An 18609-nucleotide genomic window follows, 5' to 3' on the forward strand; every position below is an offset into this window, starting at 1 on the left:
GCCAGTCGATGTCCGCCTCATGACCCTGCATGTGGCGCAACTCAATCTGGTACCAACGCCCGAAGGCATCAGCGTAGAACAGGTCTTCGCACAATGGCCTTCGCTGGCCGACATCGCCGAGGCGGTGGCCAGCGCAGGATCCCGTGTGACGGTGATCCAGGCCTGCGCACTGAACACTCGGCTCACACGCCAGGGCGTGGACTACCAGTTCGTCGATCTGGACGCGCGTGGCAGCAAACAGCGCGCTCGCAGTCTCGCGGCAATGCTGCGGCAGATCGACGTCGATGTGATCCACGTGCACGGCCTGGAATTTGCCGGCGATGCGCGGCGGCTTGCGCGCCTGCTGCCGCAGATTCCAATCCTGTTGCAGGACCATGCCAACCGTCCGCCACGCTGGTGGCGCCGGATCGTGTGGCGGGCGCGCTACGCAGCAGCTGCCGGCATCGCGTTCACCTCGCTGGAACTGGCGCAGCCGTTTCTGCGCGCGCGCTTGTTCAGATCAAAAACGCAGCTGTTTGCGATTCCCGAATCCAGCAGCCGCTTCTCACCAGGCGATCGCCTGCAGGCACGCGAGCACACCCGTCTGCATGGCGACCCGTGTGTGTTGTGGGTCGGCCATCTGAGCGCGGCCAAGGATCCGCTGTGCGTGTTCGATGCCATCGCTATGGCGGCACGCGTGCTGCCGGGGCTGCGGCTGTGGTGCGTGTTCGACCAGGCACCGTTGATGGAACAGGTACAACAGCGCCTGCGCGACGATCCGTCGCTGGCGCGCTGCGTGCAGCTGCTGGGCAAGGTCGCGCATGCACGCGTGGAAACACTGCTGCGTGCGTCGGATCTGTTCGTCTCCGCCAGCCATGCGGAAAGTTGCGGTTATGCCGCAGTGGAAGCCTACGCCTGCGGCACCTTGCCGCTATTGACCGATATTCCTGCTTTCCGCGCGCTCAGCGATGCCAGTGCGGTCGGCGCGTTATGGCCGGTAGGCGATGCCTCGGCCTTGGCGGAATTGTTGTTGCGCGTCTCCCGCCAGCGATCCACTCGCACGCAGGTGCGTGCGCATTTCGATGCACGGTTATCCTTCGCCGCAGTGGGGCAACGCTGGGCAACCGCCTACACCCAATTACTGGCCGCCGCGCCGGGGCGCACACCATGAAACTGGCCTTGGTCGTACCGGGCGGCGTGGACCGCAGCGGCGAAGTGCGTGTGATCCCGGTGTTTTTGACTCTGATCGAATGGCTGGCGCGCAATCACCAGGTGCATGTCTTTGTGCTGCATCAAGAGCCGATGCCGGGCACCTGGAGCTTGCGCGGCGCCACCGTGCATAACATTGGCGCACAGCGCACCCGTCTGCGCGCAATCACTGCCATTTGTGACGAACATCGGCGTGCACCGTTCGACGTCATTCAAGCGGTTTTTTCCGGCGACTGCAGCTTGATCGCCGTGGCGGCTGCAAAACGATTACGATGTCCAAGCGTGGTGCATATCGCCGGTGGCGAGCTGGTCGCCTTGCATGCCATCGGCTACGGCGGCCGGCGTCGGTGGCGTGGGCGTCTGCGCGAAGCGGTGATCCTGCGCCTGGCCGATTGCGTCACTGCCGCCAGCGCGCCCGTCGTCGATTCGCTGCAAGCACTCGGCATCCGCGCGCAGCGCGTGCCGTTGGGTGTGGATCTGCGCGTCTGGCCGCCCGCTGCGCCACGCGCGCGCACTGGCGCAATCGCACGTTTATTGCACGTGGCCAGCCTCAACCCGGTCAAGGACCAGACCACCTTGCTGCAGGCGATGGCGGCGCTCCAACGCGCCGATGTCGCTTTCACCCTTGACATGGTCGGCGTCGATACCCTGGATGGCGCCATGCATCGCCTGGTGCAACAGCTGGGCCTGAGCGAGCAGGTACGTTTCTTGGGTTTCAAGACCCAGCGTGAGTTGCGCCCGATCATGCAATCGGCCGATCTGCTGGTACTGTCCTCCCTGCACGAGGCTGGGCCATTGGTGCTGCTGGAAGCTGCAGTCGCAGGTGTTCCAACTGTCGGTACGGCCGTCGGGCATCTGGTCGAGTGGGCACCGATCTGCGCATTGGCAGTGCCGCCGGGCGACTGGGCCGGGCTGGCAGAAGCCGTTCGTCAGGTGCTGGCCGACGACGAGCTGCGCTTGCGCCTGGCCTGGGCGGCGCAGTGTCGTGCGGTACGTGAAGACGCGGCATTGACCACGCGTCTGTTCGAAACGATCTACCTGCAATTGTGCGAGCAGCGACCGCTGCGCTGAGTGTGCGTGCACGGAGTAGGACAGAGGCTGCTTACATCAACTACGCGCGATCGCGTCTTGACTCAACCGATACCGCTACAAGACCTCGCTACGCAAATCGCAACAGTGCTCACTTGGAAAGTATCAGCACGTTGCGCAAACCACGTGCAGCCTCACACCGGCTGCAAATATCCGTCCAACGCCGCACGCACCACATACAGCATGTCGGTGCGTGGCACCGGTCGAGTCAGGCGTGTCATCAATCGGCGCGCCTGGGTCTGCCGCACCCATGGCTGTCCCTGAAGCCACAACTGGGTCTGCAACATCTCCGCGCGTTCCTTGCGGCTCTCAGCCGAGGGCGCAACGCGATTATGCAAATACTGCCGCGCCTCGCTCAGCGAACGTGACCATTCGATGCCGGGCAGCGCCGGCAACCACAGGTTGGAGCACGAAGCCGTGGTCAGGGTTTGGCGGGCAGCACGCATGCGCAACAATCGCGGGCAGTCGGCCTGCAGGCGCGCCATCACTGCCGGCGGCACCACACTGCGGTAGTAGCGTTGCAACAGCAGTAGCGGCGGCAATGCCCACCACGGCGACACGTTCGGGTCTTTCCACAATTGGTCCCAATCGCGCTGCCCCATGCGTGTGGCAAGCAACGCAAGATCGTGCAGATGCATCAGCCGGATGCTGCGATGGCAGATGCCACCGGCCGCATGCAGCAACATGTGACACATCAACGCTCCGATGGACGGGTAAGGATTCAAGCCCGGCTGCTGACGCTCTGGCAGGATGCGTGCGGTGATCTCCACGCTGCTCACCGGCAAGCGTTCCTGGATACGCGTATGCAGCTCGATAGTGATCGGCGCATCGCGATGCTCGCCCAACCCCGCGACCGCTTCGCCGTGCATCGGCTTGAACACCTGATGCTTCCATTGTTCGAAAGAGGCCACGTAACCGAGTTCGCACAGCAGTGCCGCTGCAGCTGGTGCGTCCCCCGGCTGTACGAGCAGATCGATATCGGCCATCGGGCGGTCGCCGGGCAGATACACGCCAAGCCGATGCAGTGCGGTGCCTTTGAGGCCGACCAACGCGATGCCTGCATCGCGCGCCGCCGCATCGATGCGCGTGAGCAGCAGCGCGATGCGCCGATGCAGATCTTCGACATGGCGGCGTTGCTCGCTGAGAAACGTGGTCCATTCCGGGTTCTGCCACAGCGAGCGACGCTGCAGCAGCGGCGACACGCCATGCGCTGCTGCCGCTGCTGCCGCCAGCTGCCATTGCAACCGATCCCATTGCGGCACCAGCTCTCCCGGCTGTGCCAATTCCTGGGCCAGCCGTTCGGTGGCCGTGCGCAGGCCGTGCTTGATGGTGCGAAGGGAAGGCTGCATGCGGGTGTGATCCGGTAAGGCGAGGTGATGTTTGGAGAGGCTGCGAGGTATTGCGCGCTAGCCGACCAACACGCTCGCCAACTGCCGCGGTTGACGTGCTGCAACGCTGACCAGCGGTTCGGTGCGATGCTGTCGTTCCGATGCGATCAGTGCGGACCAACGCGCTTCCAGCCGCTCCGATGCCTGCGCGAACGCATCGGCCGTCATCGTGGTGCGTGCCTGTTGCAGATCGACTTGCGTATGCAGCAGATCGCGCACGCTGCGATAGAACTCGGAATCGTAAGCACCATGGAACATCATCGCCAGGTCGTCGCTGTCCTGCCAATGCGTCTTGCCGCCCAACTGGTTTTTCACTTCTTCGTAAAACTTGGTGCCGGGCAGGGGATATGACACGCTGACCCCGATGATGTCCGGGTTGGCCTGCGTTACCAGCGCGCGCGTGGCTAGGATGTCCTCTAGCTCTTCGCCCAGATAACCCAGTTGAATGAAGAAACCCACGCGAATGCCGCGCGCACCCAAGCGCTGACGTGCGGCGATCACCTCGCCGACCTGCGTGCCCTTGGTCATCTTGTCCAGGATGCGCTGGCTGCCGCTTTCTGCACCCAGCCAGGCCTCTGCGCAGCCGGCGCGCGCCAGCGCTGCGGCCATGCGCTCGCTGGCCAGATCGGCGCGGGTCTGGATGGTGAAGGGAATCGCACCATCGGCATCGGTCAAGCGCTGTGCAAAGGCTTCCACCCAATCGATATGGAAGCCGAAGATGTCGTCGGCCATCCAGATGTGATCGGCCTGGAAGCTGCGCTTGAGATTGATCATTTCGGCAGCCACGTCTTCCGCCTCGCGGCGCTTGTAGTGATTGCCCCAGATCGGTTTGGCGCACCAGTTGCAACGGAACGGGCAACCGCGCGAGGCCGCCATGTTCAAGCTGAAATAGCCGTGCCGTTGCTGCCAGAAGCGCTGATAGCGCGGCATGTCGACCAGGTCCCACGCAGGCAGGCCGCTCAGGCGTGCGTCCGGCGGTTGTGCGCCACGGTGGACGTGTGCCTCGGTAGAGTGACTGGTGGCGATACGTGCAATGCCCGCGAGCCAGGCCTCTGTCTCGATGGTTGGATCTGCTTCAGCGCGCGCCACCAGTTCCAGCAGTGGCGCGATGCCTTCGCCGACCAGTACCGCGTGCGCACCAGCAGCCAGAAACGCATCCGGGTTGTCGGAGGCATCCGATCCGGCCACCAGCACGCGACAGCCTGCCGCGCGGGCCTGCCCAATCATCTGGCAGGCAGCTTCGCGCATGCGGCTCAGGCACATTTTGGTGAGGAAGTTGAAGTTGTCTTCGTAGAAGACCACCAGGTCCGGATGCGCCTCGCGCAACGCGCCGGTGTAGTCCTGCACATCGTCGGCAAGCATCGCGTCGAACAGGCTCAAGGCATGGCCACGCTCGCGCAGTAACGCCGCTATCTGCAGCGTTGCCAACGGCGGATACGGCTTGCCGCGTTCCCACTGCTTTGGGTCGTAACGCAGAAAATACGAATGACTGACCTGGATCTTTAGCATCTGCACAAGGCTCTCGTTCTGTCGCCAGGTGCGCGCAGCGGCAGCGCGCGCAAACACCGGCATTCGGCTCGGCAGTAGGTGCGCACGCAGGTGCATTTGGTTGCGGGGCTGCGATGCGCACTGTGCGAAGCGTTGTGCATGTGCCGCGATGCAACCTTTGGCTAGCCGAACGACACACACCGGCAGATCGATGCAATGGATGGAAGGAATGCCGCACTCGGCCGCGTTGGCGCAACTCCTGCCAGTGAGCGATACAGCACGCTCGGCGGCGCCCAGCAATGCGATATCGGCGGCAGACCCGTTCGGCGAGCGCAGCGTGCGTCGTTTGGTTGTGCGCCGGCAGATTCTCGGCGCGCTGTTTCATTTCCAGAGCGAGAGCGAAGCACTACTGGCGTTGGTGGATGCCGCTTATGCAGGCCTGCCGGCGCATCGCTTGCCGGGTGCGCCGGAATTCCACATCACGCTGGATCTGATGTCGCGTGGCCAGGCGCCGTCGAGCGCAGAGCCGCCGCCGGTGCGCACGCATGCAAGCGGTGGCTTGCTGTGCGGCGTCATGGATGCCTGCAACTATCTGATGCTGTCGGTGCCCGAGCGCTGCGCCATGCTGGTGGTCTCCGAGGACATGCTCGCGCACGCTTATCACGTGCGTTATGAGCTGATCGAATTTGCAGTATTTCTGCTTGCTGCGCGTGGGATGGGATTGGTGCCGCTGCACGGTGCCTGTGTGGGCCGGCGCGGACGCAGCGTGCTGTTGCTCGGCGCCAGCGGTGCGGGCAAGTCGACGCTGGCATTGCATAGTTTGCTACATGGCCTGGACTTCATCGCCGAAGACGGCGTGTTCGTTGCGCCGGAGAGTCTGCTGACCACCGGCGTTGCCAACTTTCTGCATCTGCGCTCCGACGCGCTTGGCCTGGTCGATGCAGACACCCGCGCGTGGATCAGCGCATCGCCGACCATCCGCCGCCGCAGCGGTTTGGAAAAGTTCGAAATCGATATCCGCCATGGCCGTGCACGGCTTGCGCGCACGCCTTTGCAGCTGTGCGCAGTGGTGATGCTGTCCAGCACACCGGCCAGCACATCGGCGCAGTGTCTGGTGCCAACGCCCGTCGAGCACATTGCCGATCGTCTGGCGCACGATCAGCCGTATGCTGCGGGCCAACCGGCATGGCAGCGTTTTGTCGAACAGGTGCAGCGCATCGGCATGTTCACGCTGCGGCGTGGCGCGTATCCGCAGGCATCGGTGGATGCACTGCTGCAGCTGCTGCGATGAGGGCGCAGATGCCGGTGCGTCGTGGCGTGACCCGTGCGGCCAGCATCGTGCCGAAGCCGGTCTTGCACGACCTGCGTCACTGAGATGCAGACCTACGTCTCCCGCGACCGCATACGCGCCGCGTTGCGCAATTTCGTCAGCACGCTGGTGCCTGCTGACCTGCCAACCATCGCGCTCTATGTCGCGTTGTCGTTGGCGGCTGCATTGGCCGGCAGCCTCGTTGCGGTGTGCCTGGTGCCCTTGGTGCAACCCGGTCACAGCGTGCGCCTGGCCGGCTATCGGCTGGCATTGCCTGATGGTTTGCCGCTGCAAGTGGCGTTGTTTGCAGGCATCAGCCTGGTGTTTGCCGCACTGCGATGGCATAGCGCACGGCTGGCCGCACGGCTGACCAGTCGCTATGCGATCGGGTTACGGCGGCGCGTGCATGCCGCGTTGATCGATGCACCGCTGCCAGCCTTGTCGGGCGCCAGTTCGGCAGAAATCGCCAACGTACTCACCTACAACATCGAAATCGCCACACAAGGCTTCAGCGCGGTGCTGCAACTGTTGGTGGCCGGCATCACTGCGCTGGTGAGCATCTGCATTGCCGTGCTGATCGCACCCGCACTATTGACGGCGATGCCGTTGCTGCTCGCTTTGGCATGGATGGGACTGCGCATCTCCAGCAGCGATGCGCAGGCACGCATCAGCCGCGACTACGTGGCCGACATGACGCAGCTGTTCTGGTTGAGCGAAGACTTCCCGCGTCGCCTGCGGCATGTGCGCTCGTTTCAGCGCGAAGACGTCGAAACCTGCCATTACGAGCGCATTTCCATACGGCTGGGGCAGGGCTATGCGCACCAGCAGGAGTTGGTAGCGGGCAGCAGACTGGTGCTGGAACTCACTGCGGTGGCCGCAATCGCCGGCATTCTGATGCTGGCCAATCTCTGGCAGGGCGCCGATCGTGCCGCACTGATCACCGTCAGCCTGCTGCTCGGGCGCTTGATGCCGTATTTGGTCACCACGCGGCAAAGCGTCCAGCAACTGCGCTCGGCCTGGCCGGCGCTGCAGTTGTGGCGGCGCTATGTGGAACTGGGTACGACGCGTACGCAAGCGTCGGCCGAAACGGCAGCGCCCTTGCCGACAGCATTGCATCTCCAACACATCGGCTTGGCAGCGCCGCTACCCAGGCTCGATCTTGATCCGATGATTCTGCTGCCGGGCGAAATGACCCTGGTCGTCGGGCCGTCCGGCATCGGCAAGAGCAGTCTGATGGATGTGCTCTCCGGGCAGACGCCGCCATCGCAGTTCACCGCGCATATGGCCGGGCGTCGGCTGGATTTTGCCGCGTATCGCGCATTGGTTAGGCATAGCGCCTACATCGGCCAAGGCGTGCGGCCGTGGCAGCGCACCGTGCGCGATTGTCTGAACTGGGCGCTGCCCGGCACAGCGGATGCACGCATGTGGGACGTTTTGGGCGATGTCGGTTTGAGCGAACGTTTACAGCGCGATGGGCAAGGTTTAGAGACGCGAATCAACGGCCAGGACGGGCGCCTTTCCGGTGGCGAATCGCAGCTCCTGCTGTTGGCGCAGGTGTTGTTGCGCAAACCGACCTTGGCGGTGCTGGACGAAGCCACCAGCGCGCTGGATGCGTATGCCGAACATCAGGTGTTGTGCATGCTGCGGCAGCGCTTGCCGCAGACCGTGTTGGTGGTGGTTTCGCATCGCACCAGCCTTGCTGCGGTTGCCGACCGCACGGTCGCATTAGGCATTGTGCTTGCTGAGCAGGCAGCTGTCCACGCCGATGCAGTTACAAGCTCAGGCGCGTAATCTCACCTGGCTTATTCGCGTCGCCGCCACGATTAACCTGCAATTTCTTCCAGCGCACGATTGCGCGTACGCGGTCCGAACAACGCAATCACGCTAGCCACGATCGACATGCTGATCACGATAAATGCCAGTACGCCATGGCTGCCGACCTGGGCAAGCAACCAACCGATCAGTACGCTGCTCACGGCGGTGGAAAGACGGTTGAAGGAATAACAGAAACCCACCGCCCGCGCGCGCAACCCGGTGGGGAACAGCTCGGCCTGGTAGCCGTGGTAAGCGAAGCTCATCCAGGCATTGCAGAACGCGATCATCGCCCCGCATAACACCATGCCGATCGCCTGATGCTGCAGCGCGAACAGTACACCAAACAGCATTGCGCCCAAAGCTGATGCAGTGATCTGCCATTTGTTTTCCCAGCGCTGCGCAAAGCGCAGCAACAGCAGCGGCGCCAACGGGTAGGCCAGCGAGATTGCAAAGGAATAGCCCAGGCTCTTGGTCACACCGGTGCCTTGCGCCGAGATCAGTGCCGGCAGCCAATTGCCGAAGCCGAAGAAGCCGATCGCCTGAAAAATATGAAACACCACCAGCATGCCGATGCGCCCGCGATACGGCGCACGCCACAACAGCGATGCCTGCGCCTGGAGCGATGCCTGCGTCTGGCTTGCCGGCAACGGCGAGACGACGTCCGGCGCAGCCAAGGGCGCGCCCAGATCGCGTTCGCAGCGTGTTTCCAGTTGGGTCAGCACTGCGTCCGCTTCGGCATAACGTCCTTGCGCCGCCAACCAACGCGCCGATTCCGGCAAACGGCTGCGCAGCCACCAGATCGCCAATGCAAACACGCCACTCAGCAACACCACCCAGCGCCAGCCGCTCACGCCCAACGGTGCATACGGCACCAGCATCCAGGCGGTCAGCGCCACCGCCGGCACTGCCAGAAACTGCACGAAGAACGCAAAGGCGAACGCGGCGCTGCGCATATGCCGTGGCACCAATTCGGACAGATACGTGTCGATCGTGACCAGCTCGATGCCCAAACCAATGCCGACGACAAAGCGCAGCACGATGACGCCGGTCGCAGTGCTTTGCAGGCCCATCGCCACGGTCGCGGCGGTGTACCAGATCAAGGCGAAGGTGAACACCGGCCGGCGCCCAAAACGATCGGAAAACGGACTCAACAATGCGGCGCCGACGAACAAGCCTAGAAACGTCGCCGCCGCAAACGCGGCCTGGTCGGACATGCCAAACACGCCATCTTCACCGCTGGCGAAAATGCCATCGCGGATCAGCCCGGGGGCTGATGTAGGCGGTCTGAAACAGATCGTACAACTCGAAAAACCCACCCAACGCCAACAAGCCAACCAATCGCCACAGCGTGGCGCTGGCCGGCAGCCGATCGATACGCGCGGCGATCTGTGCAGCGCCGGAAGCAGGGTTAAGCGGAGCGGTCGTAGCCATTCGTCGTGCAGGGGCAGCCAGGGCGGCTTCTATCGCAGCCAGGGCGGCTTCTATCATAGTCAGCAGCTAGATCACGCAGCACCAGTGCTTCGTAGCCAGGCAAATGCATTCGCGTACGAATCACTTAGCGCAACGCAACAACAGCCGCCGCGCACCGTCGTTAATCCCCTCTCCCCCCGGGAGAGGGTTGGGGTCAGGGTCCCTGTGCCGATCACCGTGCCACTACCAAGTCCCTTGTCTCGAATGCGGCCCCAGCAAAGCCTTGCATCCCAACACAACGGAAGCCTCTGATTCGGTTGTGCCAGGCTTGCCGATTGCAAAAAATCCATCCGCAAATCCCCTCGCTGTTCGACCACTGGAATGCTGTAATCCCCTCAGCACTACCTCGGCAGGTAGCAATGCCGCCCAGTCAGCCCCATCTCTTGCACATCATTCATTACCCCGGAGTCATCCGATGACGCCCATTTCCGTGCTCGATCTGGCGCCGGTCTGCGAAGGCAGCGACACCACCCAGGCCTTTGCCAACATGCTTGATCTGGCTCAGCACGCCGAGCATTGGGGCTATCAGCGCTACTGGCTGGCCGAGCACCACAACATGCCGGGCATTGCCAGCGCCGCCACTGCGGTGCTGATTGGTCACGTCGCCGGCGGCACCAAGACCATCCGCGTCGGCGCCGGCGGCATCATGCTGCCCAACCATGCGCCGCTGCAGGTGGCCGAACAGTTCGGCACGCTAGCGTCGCTGTACCCACAACGCATCGACCTGGGCCTGGGCCGCGCCCCCGGCACCGACCAGCCCACCGCGCGCGCCTTGCGCCGTTATTTCGACAGTGCCGATCACTTCCCTCAGGACGTGGCCGAGCTGCTGCGCTACTTCGCGCCGGCCGTGCCGGGGCAACTGGTGCAGGCCGCACCGGGCGCCGGGTTGGAGGTGCCGGTGTGGTTGCTGGGCTCCAGCCTGTTCAGTGCACGGCTGGCTGCAGCAATGGGCTTGTCGTTCGCGTTTGCCTCGCACTTCGCGCCCGATGCGATGGACGAAGCCGTCGCGATCTACCGCCGCGAATTCCGCCCGTCCGCGCACTTGGCCAAGCCGCACGTGATGCTGGCCCTGAATGTGGTGGCAGCCGAGACGCAAGCGCAGGCGCGCCGCGTGTTCACCACCCAGCAGCAGAGTTTCGTGAACCTGCGTCGCGGCAGGCCGGGCAAGATTCCCGCGCCGATCGACGATATCGACACCTTCTGGCAACCGCAGGAACGTGCCGGCGTGGAGCGCGCCTTGGCCTGCACCGTGCTGGGCGATGTTGACCAGATCGCACAAGGCGTGGCCGAGTTCATCGACCGCCACACACCGGACGAGCTGTTGTTCACCGCCAACATCTACGACCACGCGGCGCGGTTACGCTCGTTCGAAATCGCTGCCATCGCCTGCCGCGAGCTGGACGTGACCACTGCGTGATTCACGTCGCTTTGCGCGGCGATCCGCTCAGATGCGTGCACCTCCATTGGGAAGACCAGCATGCAACTTCAGGAACGCAGCGAGAGCATCAAGCAGTTGGCAGAATTGATCCGCGGCGTGGACATTGCGATGTTTACGACCGTCTCGGCAGACGGCAAGTTGGTCAGCCGGCCGCTGGGCACGCAGGAGGTGGAATTCGATGGCGACCTATGGTTCGCCACTGCTGCCGACAGCCCGAAAGTGGCGGAAATCGCCGCAGATCCGCGTTTCAACGTGGCCTATGCATCGGCCTCTAAAAACAGCTATGTATCGGTGGCTGGCACCGCACGCGTGCTCAACGACCACGCCAAGATCGAGCAGCTGTGGTCGCCGACAATGCAGGTATTTTTCCCGGGCGGCAAGGACGATGCGCGTCTGCGTCTGATCCATGTGCGTGCCGAATCGGCCGAGTACTGGGACGGCCCGAGCGGGCTGCTCGGCAAGGCGCTGTATTTTGTGATGACCGCCGTGACCGATGATCCGGGTAGCTTGTCCGACAACCGCGTGGTCGATCTCAAGTAACGGCGGTCGATCAGGTGTGCCGCTCGTCGCGCATCAGCGCCAGGCGACCGGCCACCAATCGCGCACCAGATCCAACAGCTGGTCAGAAGTGACGCCGAACACCGCCACTGACACCAGCGCCGCCGCCCAGCCCACCAGCAGCAATGCGCCATCGCGCTCGAGCAGGGCCAGCGCAAACAACAGCAGAATCAGCCCGAAGATGTAGTTGGTGAACGGGATCGGCAACGTCAGCAAAATACCGACCAGCACCAGCAGCACGCCGGTGACGACCTGCGCAGGCAAACGATCCAGCATGCCGTGCAAACGCGGCTTGAGCAGCCGATCCAAACGCTGCAGCGTCGGTGCAAGCCGCGCAACGAAACGCTGACTGGTCCTGCGTCGCGGCCCGCGCTCGCCGATGAAGCGCGGCACCCACGGTTTACGCAGGCAGCACATCATCTGCACGCCGATCAGCACCGTCAGCGGCCCGCTGATGCCACCGGCCACACCGGGAATCGGAATGAAGGACGGCAGGATCGCCAGAAACAGAAACACGCCGAATGCGCTCTGCTGCAGATCGGCCAGGATCTCGCGCACACGCAACACATGATTCGGGTCGCCCTCGCTGAAGGTCGCCAGCAAGCTGCGGATGCCTTCGTTGCGATACCGCATCTGCGCATCAACCGATGCCTCGGATGGCGGTGCGCCGTTATCCGACGATGTCATCACTGTCCTCATCGCCGATGCGGCTCAGCAGCAGCTTGTCCACACGCGCCCCATCCAGATCGACGATCTCGATGCGCCAGCCGGCCCAATCGAAGAACTCGCCCGCCTGCGGAATGCGCCCGAAGTAGTAGATGCATAGACCGGCGAGGGTGTGGTAGTCGGCTTCGGGCAGCTCGGCGCCCAGCACTTCGCGCAATTCTTCCACCGGCAGCGAACCGTCGATCAACAGCGAGCCGTCGCCGCGCGTGATCACCAGCGCATCTTCGTCGGTGTTTTCCACCGCCTGCAGACGGCCGACCACCGCGCCCATCAGGTCGCTGATGGTCACCAGCCCGCGGATTTCGCCGTATTCGTCGACCACCAGCGCCATCGACTGCTGTTCTTCGCGAAAGATCTCCAGCAGCTTCATCGCATGCGTGGATTCGGACACGAACAAGGTGTCGCGCAGTGCCTGGAACAAGTGCGCGCCGTGTCCATCAATACGCGTGACCAGCGATTTGACCTCCAGCACCCCGGCAATGTCCTGGTCGCTGCCGCGATACACCGGGTAGCGCGAAAATTCGTGCTCGCGCATCACCTGCAGAGTGCGTTCCCCATCGGCATTGGCATCCAGCCAGGCAATGCGGTTGCGCGGTGTCATCAGGCTGTCGGCGGTGCGGTCGCCCAGTCGCATCACGCGATTCATCATGTCGCGCTCGTGCGCGTCGATCACGCCGGCCTCGTGGCTTTCGGCCACCAGCATGCGGATCTCCTCTTCGGTCACTGACGCCGATGCGTCCTTGCCCATGCCCAACATGCGCAGCACCAACCGGGTCGAGCGCGCCAGCACCCACACGCCCGGCGCAGCGATCTTGGCCAGCCACGCCATCGGCACCGCCACCACGCCGGCAATGTCTTCGGAATTGCGCAGCGCCAGCCGCTTGGGTACCAGTTCGCCGAAGATCAGCGTTAGGAAGGTGATCAAGGCCACCGCCAGCGTGCTGCCGATCACCGCCGAATAGGGTTTGGGTTCGCCGATCAGCGCGAAGCTGGCCGACAGCGCAGGGAACACCCGCTGCAGCCAGACGCCAATGGCCTCGCCGATGGCTTCACCCCCGAACAGGCCGGTCAGAATGCCGATTGAGGTAATGCCGATCTGCACCGTGGACAAAAAGTTTTCCGGGCTTTCGGCCAATGCCAGGGCCCGCGCGGCGCGCTTGCTGGAGCCGGCCATCTGCTTCAGGCGGCTCTTGCGCGAGGTCATCAGGGACATCTCCGACATGGCGAAGAAGCCGTTCAACAAAATCAGCGCGATCACGATCAAAAACTCAACCACGGGCGTCTTCCCCGGTCAGTGAAGGGGAGGGCGGGCGAGCACTGGGTTGGCCGGCGCGCGACAAGGCGGGGCGGCAACGGGGGGGTAGGTGGTCGTCTTCCATAGGGTGCGCCCGACGGCGCGGTGGCATGTTAGCAAACCGCAGGGTGGTTTGAGCTGGGAAATGCCGATGTGAAGGCCGCTTCCGCCGCCGAGATACCCTGACAGGTCATGAAACGGTCATAATTCGCGCTTGGCGTCCGTCTCTCCGTCGACGGCAGGAAGTTGTCCACCCATGTTCTCGTTGCAGACCATCTTCGGTTCCGGCAAGCAGTTCTATTCGCTTCTGAACGAAGGGGCGCAGGCCGCTTACGACAGCACCAAGGCCTTGCACGCCATGATGCGCACGTCCGACCGCCAACCCGCGCTGGACGCCTTCAAGCTGGCCCGCCTGCGCGAGCGCGCCGCCTTGGACAAGATCGGCCAGGCGCTGGTGGACAGCTTCATGACCCCGATCGAGCGCGAAGACATCGAAGCGCTGGGTTCGGCGCTGTACAAGATTCCCAAGCAGATCGAAAAGTTCGCCGACCGCTATTCGCTGGCGACCAAGCATCTGGAACACATCGACTTCGCGCCGCGCGCGGCGATGCTGGAACAGGCCGCCGCCGTCGTGGTGGAAATGGTCAACGACCTTCCGCATATGAATATCGATCGCATGACTGCGCTCAACGACAAGCTGCGCATGCTGGAAAACGAGGCTGATCGGTTGATGCTGGAGCTGTATCGCGACATCTATTCCGGTCGCCTGGACACGCTGCAGATGTTCCTGCTCAAGGAATTCTTCGAGATTCTGGAAAAGGCCATCGACCGTTGCCGCGAGGCAGGGGTGGTGGTGTACCAGATCGTGCTGAAGAACAGTTGAGGTCGCCGCGTGCTTACCTTAGTTCTGGTGGTGATCTTCGCTGCCCTGGTGTTCGAGTTCATCAACGGCTTTCACGACACCGCCAACTCCATCGCCACCAAGGTGTTGTCGCCGGGTTGGGCGGTGATGCTGGCAGCCGGCATGAATCTCATCGGCGCGCTCACCGGCACCGCGGTGGCGTTGACAATTGCCTCCGGCCTGCTCAACACCAACGTGGTCGAGGTCACCCCGCAGGTGATTCTGTGCGCGCTGCTGGGCGGCATCATCTGGAACCTGATCACTTGGTGGAAGGGCCTGCCGTCGTCGTCCTCGCACGCCTTGATCGGTGGCCTATGCGGTGCCGGCCTGGCTGCAGCGCATAACGACTGGGACGCGTTGATCTGGTCTGAGAACATCGGCAACTGGGCCAAGAACAAGGGCCTGTTGTGGAAGGTGTTCGTGCCGATGATCACCTCGCCGATTGCCGGCTTCCTGCTCGGGATCGTGGTGATGTTGTTGCTGTGGGCGATCATCGCCGGCATGGCCAAACTGGGCGGGCCGATCGGGCGGCTGGCGCGGCCGCGCTGGGTCAACGCCTTCTTCGGCAAGGCGCAGATCGCCTCTGCTGCCTACATGGGCTATGCGCACGGTCACAACGACGCGCAAAAGACCATGGGCACCATTGCCATGACCCTGATCGGGGCGCAGTCGGCCGGTGCACTGGACGATCTACCAGGCTGGTTGAGCTTCCTGCATCCGGGCACCGGCATCGCGGCCGGCGACGGTATCCCGATGTGGATCGTGCTGACTTGCGCGGTGGTGATGGCCGCCGGTACCGCCTCGGGTGGCTGGAAGATCATCAAGACGCTCGGCCACAAGATGGTCAAGCTACATCCCATCCATGGCTTTGCCGCAGAAACCAGCTCGGCCACCGTGCTCACCGTGGCCGCGCATTTCGGCATGCCGGTGTCGACCACGCACAGCATTTCCACCGCCATCATGGGCGTGGGCTTTGCCAAGAATCCGCGCTCGTTGCGGCTGGGCGTGATCGAGCGCATCGTCTGGGCCTGGATTCTGACCATCCCGGCCGCCGGCGGCGTGGCGTATTTGATCCTGCGCTGTTTCGACTGGTTTAGCTGGACCTGAGCGTTGTCGCGCTGCGGTCACCTCGGTGGGCGATGATGCGGCGCTATTTGCGGGTCGTTCCATGACAGGTCATCCCGTTCGATACCGATGTTCTAACGCGTTCTGCCTGAGGAAAACGCGCCGATGATGCTTGCGCTGGTGTGCGTGCTGTTCTTGTTGTCCTGGCTGATCGGCCGCCGGCGTTGGCTGCGTCGCGCACGGCTGCTGGCGGCGGCAACGCTGGCGTTGCTGCTGCTGATCGGCTGCGGCCCATTGCCAACCTGGATGCTGCACGGGTTGCAGCAGACCGGCGTCAACGATTTCAACGACTGGCGCTCGCGCAACATGATCGTGTTGCTTGGCGCGGGCACGGTGCGTCCGGATGGCCCGGATGCCACCGCCGAAGCGAACGTGTTTGCTTACGGCCGCATCGTCGAGTCAGCGCGGCTGTATCGGCAATGCCGCGCGCATGGCGGTGACTGCAAGATCGAGATCAGTGGCGGCGACGCGCGCGGGCTAGGCTTGTCCGAGGAGGTGGTGTATCGGCAGGTGTTGATCAGGCTGGGCATCGATCAGGCCGATCTGATCATGGAGCCGTCCAGCATGAACACCTGGCAGAACGCGCAGTTCAGCCAGCCGTTGCTGCGCAAATACCGCGCCGACCGGGTCGTGCTGGTGTCGTCGGCCACCCATCTGCGGCGTGCCGAACTGTATTTCCGGCATTTCGGCATCGAGGCCACGCCGGTGCGCTCGGATTGGTTGACCGCCTCCTGGGCCTGGTTGCCGCAGAGCTACAACTTCACCGTTGCCGATGTCGCCTTGCACGAATACCTGGGCATCGCGCGCTACCGTGTCTACGAGTGGTTGGGCTGGAACGTCAAGGCCACCCAGCCCGGAGCGTTGTGAGTGGGGATGGGGGATTGGGAGTAGCCGGCGCGCGTCTTGGCATGCGCGGCTGCAACCGCGCCTGGTGCAGCTTCCAATCTGGCAGAGGCAAGGACAGATGCGCGACGAACACATGCGCGGTGGCCGTAAGGCTGAAGGGCTCTGCCCGTTCGCTCCGCAACCACACGCGAAACTCGCTCGCAGCTGGCGTGAGCCATCGCCAGCCGCGTCTGCGGCCGGCGATGGCTGCGCTCAGCGTGTTTCGTACATCGTCTTGACGTCGTTGCGGAACGCCGCCTGGCTGTCGGCGCGGTTATAGAACATGTGGCCACCCGGATACTCGCGCACCTGCACGCGCTTGGGGTCGTTACCCATCGCCGGCATCTGGTCCACCGTCAGCACCGAACCCATGAACGGGCAGGAGAGATCGTTCCAGCCATGCGCGATCAGCACGCGCAGTTTCGGGTCGATCGCCACCGACTGGCGCAGCTGCGTCACCGCACCCTTGCGCAGTTCGTCGTTCCAGTCCCATAGCGTGTTGACGTCGTAGTTGAGCGCCTGATAACGCGCATCGACCTTCCAGCCGACCACGCGAGTGACGAAATCCACCATTGCCGTGGTGGTCGGCGCGATGATGCTGTCCAGCAGTGGGTCGTTGGCGCGTTGCTCGGGGTCGTTGGGGAACGGGTCGAACGCGGTCACGTTGGAATCGTAGCGGCTGCCCAATTCGCCCTTGTCGCGGAACACCTCGCGCAAATACGCCTGCGTCTCCAGACGTCCGCCTGAGCGCCGTACATAGGCCGGATCCAGCCCGGTCATGCGGATGACCTGTTGCAGCATCGCTTCAGTCGCCTGCGGGTCGGTGCGTCCCTTCATCAGCGCCACCGCATAGTCGCCGCGCGTGTAATCGATCACCTGACGCATCGCCGTGTCGCTGAGCTGGCCCTGGCGTTCCAAATGCGCGGCGGCGATCGAGGGCAGCGTCATCATCCAGGCCAGTGGCGAGACATCGCTGTTGTCGTCCAGGGTCGGATTGAGATACGGCGACACCAGCACCACGCCGTTCATCGCCACGCCTAATCTGGTCTGCAGGTACTGGGTAATGCGCGGGCCGCGGAAGCCGCCGTAACTTTCGCCCACCAGATACTTTCGCGCCTGCAGGCGACGATTCTTGAGCAGCCAGTCGTAGACCACACGCGAGAGATATTCCACGTCGGCCTGCGGGTTGTAGAACTGTTTTTTGGCTTCGTCGTCGCCGATCAGGGCACGGCTGAAGCCGGTGCCGACCGGGTCGATGAACACCAGATCGGTGAAGTCCAGCCAGGTGCCCGGGTTGTCGCGCAACGGCGCCGGTGCCGAGGCGCTATCGCCTTCTGCGCCAAAACCCACCACCTTGGGCCCGATCGCGCCCATGTTCAGATACACAGACGACGCGCCTGGCACGCCATTCAACGCGAAGGTCACCGGACGCTCCTTGCCATCGACGGTGTAGGCGGTGAACACCACCTCGCCGGTGGTCTTGCCTTGCGCATCGCGCACCGGCAGCGTGCCCACCGTCGCGGTATAGCTCAGCGTGCGCCCGGCCACACGCGTGCTCTGACGCACGCTGGCATCGGCCGGCAACGGCGCAGGCTTTGACGCTGCCGCATCGTGCTTTGCGTCGCTTTGGGCGTCGTTTTTACTATCGTTCTTATCTGGCGCAGCGGCCAGCGCCGTCCCGCTAAGCAGGACACACGCCAGCAGGCCGGCACGGAGAAAAGAGGGCATGAGCATCGACGTCGGTGCGGGGGAGCGACGATGCTAAGCCACGGCAGAGTCCGCTGGATGTGCATAAAGGCATGCGTGTCGTGTTGGCCGATGCAGCATGCGAGGAAGGTTCATGCGGTCCGGTGAAAAGTAAGCGTCGACCGAAAAAGAAAACCGATAGCCCTTCCTTGTCCCGTCGGGAGAAGGCGCCGCGCAGGGTCGGATGCG

Annotated in this window: 14 protein-coding genes and 1 pseudogene; 9 read left to right on the plus strand and 6 right to left on the minus strand. The window is 63.5% G+C overall.

Going from position 1 to position 18609, the window contains the following annotated elements; all coding sequences use genetic code 11:
* Positions 1 to 19: 19 nt before the first annotated feature.
* Entirely contained in the window at positions 20 to 1150 is a 1131-nt protein-coding gene (locus XpopCFBP1817_RS00600; RefSeq protein ID WP_128415534.1) for a glycosyltransferase family 4 protein, read from the plus strand.
* Positions 1147 to 2259: a glycosyltransferase family 4 protein gene (locus XpopCFBP1817_RS00605; protein WP_128415535.1), complete on the plus strand. Its 1113-nt coding sequence runs from the start codon at positions 1147 to 1149 to the stop codon at positions 2257 to 2259. Before XpopCFBP1817_RS00600 ends, XpopCFBP1817_RS00605 begins: the two co-directional genes overlap by 4 nt.
* 152 nt (positions 2260 to 2411) lie before the next feature.
* Here XpopCFBP1817_RS00605 and XpopCFBP1817_RS00610 read toward each other — a convergent pair whose 3' ends face one another.
* Positions 2412 to 3626 carry a nucleotidyltransferase family protein gene (locus XpopCFBP1817_RS00610; RefSeq protein WP_128415536.1) on the minus strand — a complete coding sequence of 405 codons (1215 nt, stop codon included), beginning with the start codon at positions 3624 to 3626 and terminating at the stop codon, positions 2412 to 2414.
* Between the two features lie 57 nt (positions 3627 to 3683).
* Positions 3684 to 5237 (minus strand): B12-binding domain-containing radical SAM protein, encoded by a 1554-nt coding sequence (locus XpopCFBP1817_RS00615; RefSeq protein ID WP_128415537.1) that lies wholly within the window; start codon positions 5235 to 5237, stop codon positions 3684 to 3686.
* Between the two features lie 145 nt (positions 5238 to 5382).
* Between XpopCFBP1817_RS00615 and XpopCFBP1817_RS00620 the strand changes: the two genes are divergently transcribed.
* Together XpopCFBP1817_RS00620 and XpopCFBP1817_RS00625 are read left to right on the plus strand one after the other, a co-directional pair.
* Positions 5383 to 6444 (plus strand): phosphoenolpyruvate carboxykinase (ATP), encoded by a 1062-nt coding sequence (locus tag XpopCFBP1817_RS00620; protein WP_128415574.1) that lies wholly within the window; start codon positions 5383 to 5385, stop codon positions 6442 to 6444.
* A gap of 84 nt (positions 6445 to 6528) precedes the next feature.
* Entirely contained in the window at positions 6529 to 8253 is a 1725-nt protein-coding gene (locus tag XpopCFBP1817_RS00625; RefSeq protein ID WP_128415538.1) for an ATP-binding cassette domain-containing protein, read from the plus strand.
* A 32-nt stretch (positions 8254 to 8285) separates the two neighbouring features.
* Here XpopCFBP1817_RS00625 and XpopCFBP1817_RS00630 read toward each other — a convergent pair.
* Positions 8286 to 9708 (minus strand): annotated as a pseudogene (locus XpopCFBP1817_RS00630) (MFS transporter).
* A gap of 454 nt (positions 9709 to 10162) precedes the next feature.
* On the opposite strand from XpopCFBP1817_RS00630, the gene XpopCFBP1817_RS00635 reads away from it, so the two are divergent.
* Both XpopCFBP1817_RS00635 and XpopCFBP1817_RS00640 read left to right on the plus strand, forming a co-directional pair.
* Positions 10163 to 11164, plus strand: a complete 1002-nt coding sequence (locus XpopCFBP1817_RS00635) for an LLM class flavin-dependent oxidoreductase (protein ID WP_128415539.1) — start codon at positions 10163 to 10165, stop codon at positions 11162 to 11164.
* 60 nt (positions 11165 to 11224) lie between these two features.
* Positions 11225 to 11725: a pyridoxamine 5'-phosphate oxidase family protein gene (locus XpopCFBP1817_RS00640; protein WP_128415540.1), complete on the plus strand. Its 501-nt coding sequence runs from the start codon at positions 11225 to 11227 to the stop codon at positions 11723 to 11725.
* Positions 11726 to 11758: 33 nt separating this feature from the next.
* On the opposite strand, the gene XpopCFBP1817_RS00645 is transcribed toward XpopCFBP1817_RS00640, so the two are convergent.
* Together XpopCFBP1817_RS00645 and XpopCFBP1817_RS00650 are read right to left on the minus strand one after the other, a co-directional pair.
* Positions 11759 to 12430, minus strand: a complete 672-nt coding sequence (locus XpopCFBP1817_RS00645) for an exopolysaccharide biosynthesis protein (protein ID WP_167393768.1) — start codon at positions 12428 to 12430, stop codon at positions 11759 to 11761.
* Positions 12414 to 13745, minus strand: coding sequence for a hemolysin family protein (locus XpopCFBP1817_RS00650; protein WP_128415541.1), 1332 nt, complete (start codon positions 13743 to 13745; stop codon positions 12414 to 12416). Before XpopCFBP1817_RS00650 ends, XpopCFBP1817_RS00645 begins: the two co-directional genes overlap by 17 nt.
* 274 nt (positions 13746 to 14019) lie before the next feature.
* Between XpopCFBP1817_RS00650 and XpopCFBP1817_RS00660 the strand changes: the two genes are divergently transcribed.
* The 3 genes from XpopCFBP1817_RS00660 to XpopCFBP1817_RS00670 all read left to right on the plus strand — a co-directional run bounded on the left by XpopCFBP1817_RS00660 (position 14020) and on the right by XpopCFBP1817_RS00670 (position 16656).
* Positions 14020 to 14646, plus strand: coding sequence for a DUF47 domain-containing protein (locus XpopCFBP1817_RS00660; protein WP_128415542.1), 627 nt, complete (start codon positions 14020 to 14022; stop codon positions 14644 to 14646).
* 9 nt (positions 14647 to 14655) lie between these two features.
* A complete protein-coding gene (locus tag XpopCFBP1817_RS00665) occupies positions 14656 to 15771 on the plus strand; it encodes an inorganic phosphate transporter (protein ID WP_128415543.1) in 1116 nt (371 codons plus the stop codon).
* A gap of 123 nt (positions 15772 to 15894) precedes the next feature.
* The gene (locus XpopCFBP1817_RS00670; RefSeq protein ID WP_128415544.1) at positions 15895 to 16656 is read left to right on the plus strand and encodes a YdcF family protein; all 762 of its coding nucleotides are present in this window, start codon (positions 15895 to 15897) and stop codon (positions 16654 to 16656) included.
* 231 nt (positions 16657 to 16887) lie between these two features.
* Here the strand turns inward: XpopCFBP1817_RS00670 and XpopCFBP1817_RS00675 are convergent, their stop codons facing one another.
* On the minus strand, positions 16888 to 18402 hold the full coding sequence (locus XpopCFBP1817_RS00675; RefSeq protein WP_128415545.1) for a S10 family peptidase: 1515 nt from the start codon (positions 18400 to 18402) through the stop codon (positions 16888 to 16890).
* Between the last annotated feature and the right edge of the window lie 207 nt (positions 18403 to 18609).

This window comes from Xanthomonas populi, assembly GCF_002940065.1.
GTDB lineage: Bacteria > Pseudomonadota > Gammaproteobacteria > Xanthomonadales > Xanthomonadaceae > Xanthomonas > Xanthomonas populi.

Coding starts and splice junctions, on each gene's coding strand:
- XpopCFBP1817_RS00600 (WP_128415534.1), top strand. CDS start 20: ATGACCCTGCATGTGGCGCAACTCAATCTGGTACCAACGCCCGAAGGC.
- XpopCFBP1817_RS00605 (WP_128415535.1), top strand. CDS start 1,147: ATGAAACTGGCCTTGGTCGTACCGGGCGGCGTGGACCGCAGCGGCGAA.
- XpopCFBP1817_RS00610 (WP_128415536.1), bottom strand. CDS start 3,626: ATGCAGCCTTCCCTTCGCACCATCAAGCACGGCCTGCGCACGGCCACC.
- XpopCFBP1817_RS00615 (WP_128415537.1), bottom strand. CDS start 5,237: ATGCCGGTGTTTGCGCGCGCTGCCGCTGCGCGCACCTGGCGACAGAAC.
- XpopCFBP1817_RS00620 (WP_128415574.1), top strand. CDS start 5,383: ATGCCGCACTCGGCCGCGTTGGCGCAACTCCTGCCAGTGAGCGATACA.
- XpopCFBP1817_RS00625 (WP_128415538.1), top strand. CDS start 6,529: ATGCAGACCTACGTCTCCCGCGACCGCATACGCGCCGCGTTGCGCAAT.
- XpopCFBP1817_RS00635 (WP_128415539.1), top strand. CDS start 10,163: ATGACGCCCATTTCCGTGCTCGATCTGGCGCCGGTCTGCGAAGGCAGC.
- XpopCFBP1817_RS00640 (WP_128415540.1), top strand. CDS start 11,225: ATGCAACTTCAGGAACGCAGCGAGAGCATCAAGCAGTTGGCAGAATTG.
- XpopCFBP1817_RS00645 (WP_167393768.1), bottom strand. CDS start 12,430: ATGACATCGTCGGATAACGGCGCACCGCCATCCGAGGCATCGGTTGAT.
- XpopCFBP1817_RS00660 (WP_128415542.1), top strand. CDS start 14,020: ATGTTCTCGTTGCAGACCATCTTCGGTTCCGGCAAGCAGTTCTATTCG.
- XpopCFBP1817_RS00670 (WP_128415544.1), top strand. CDS start 15,895: ATGATGCTTGCGCTGGTGTGCGTGCTGTTCTTGTTGTCCTGGCTGATC.
- XpopCFBP1817_RS00675 (WP_128415545.1), bottom strand. CDS start 18,402: ATGCCCTCTTTTCTCCGTGCCGGCCTGCTGGCGTGTGTCCTGCTTAGC.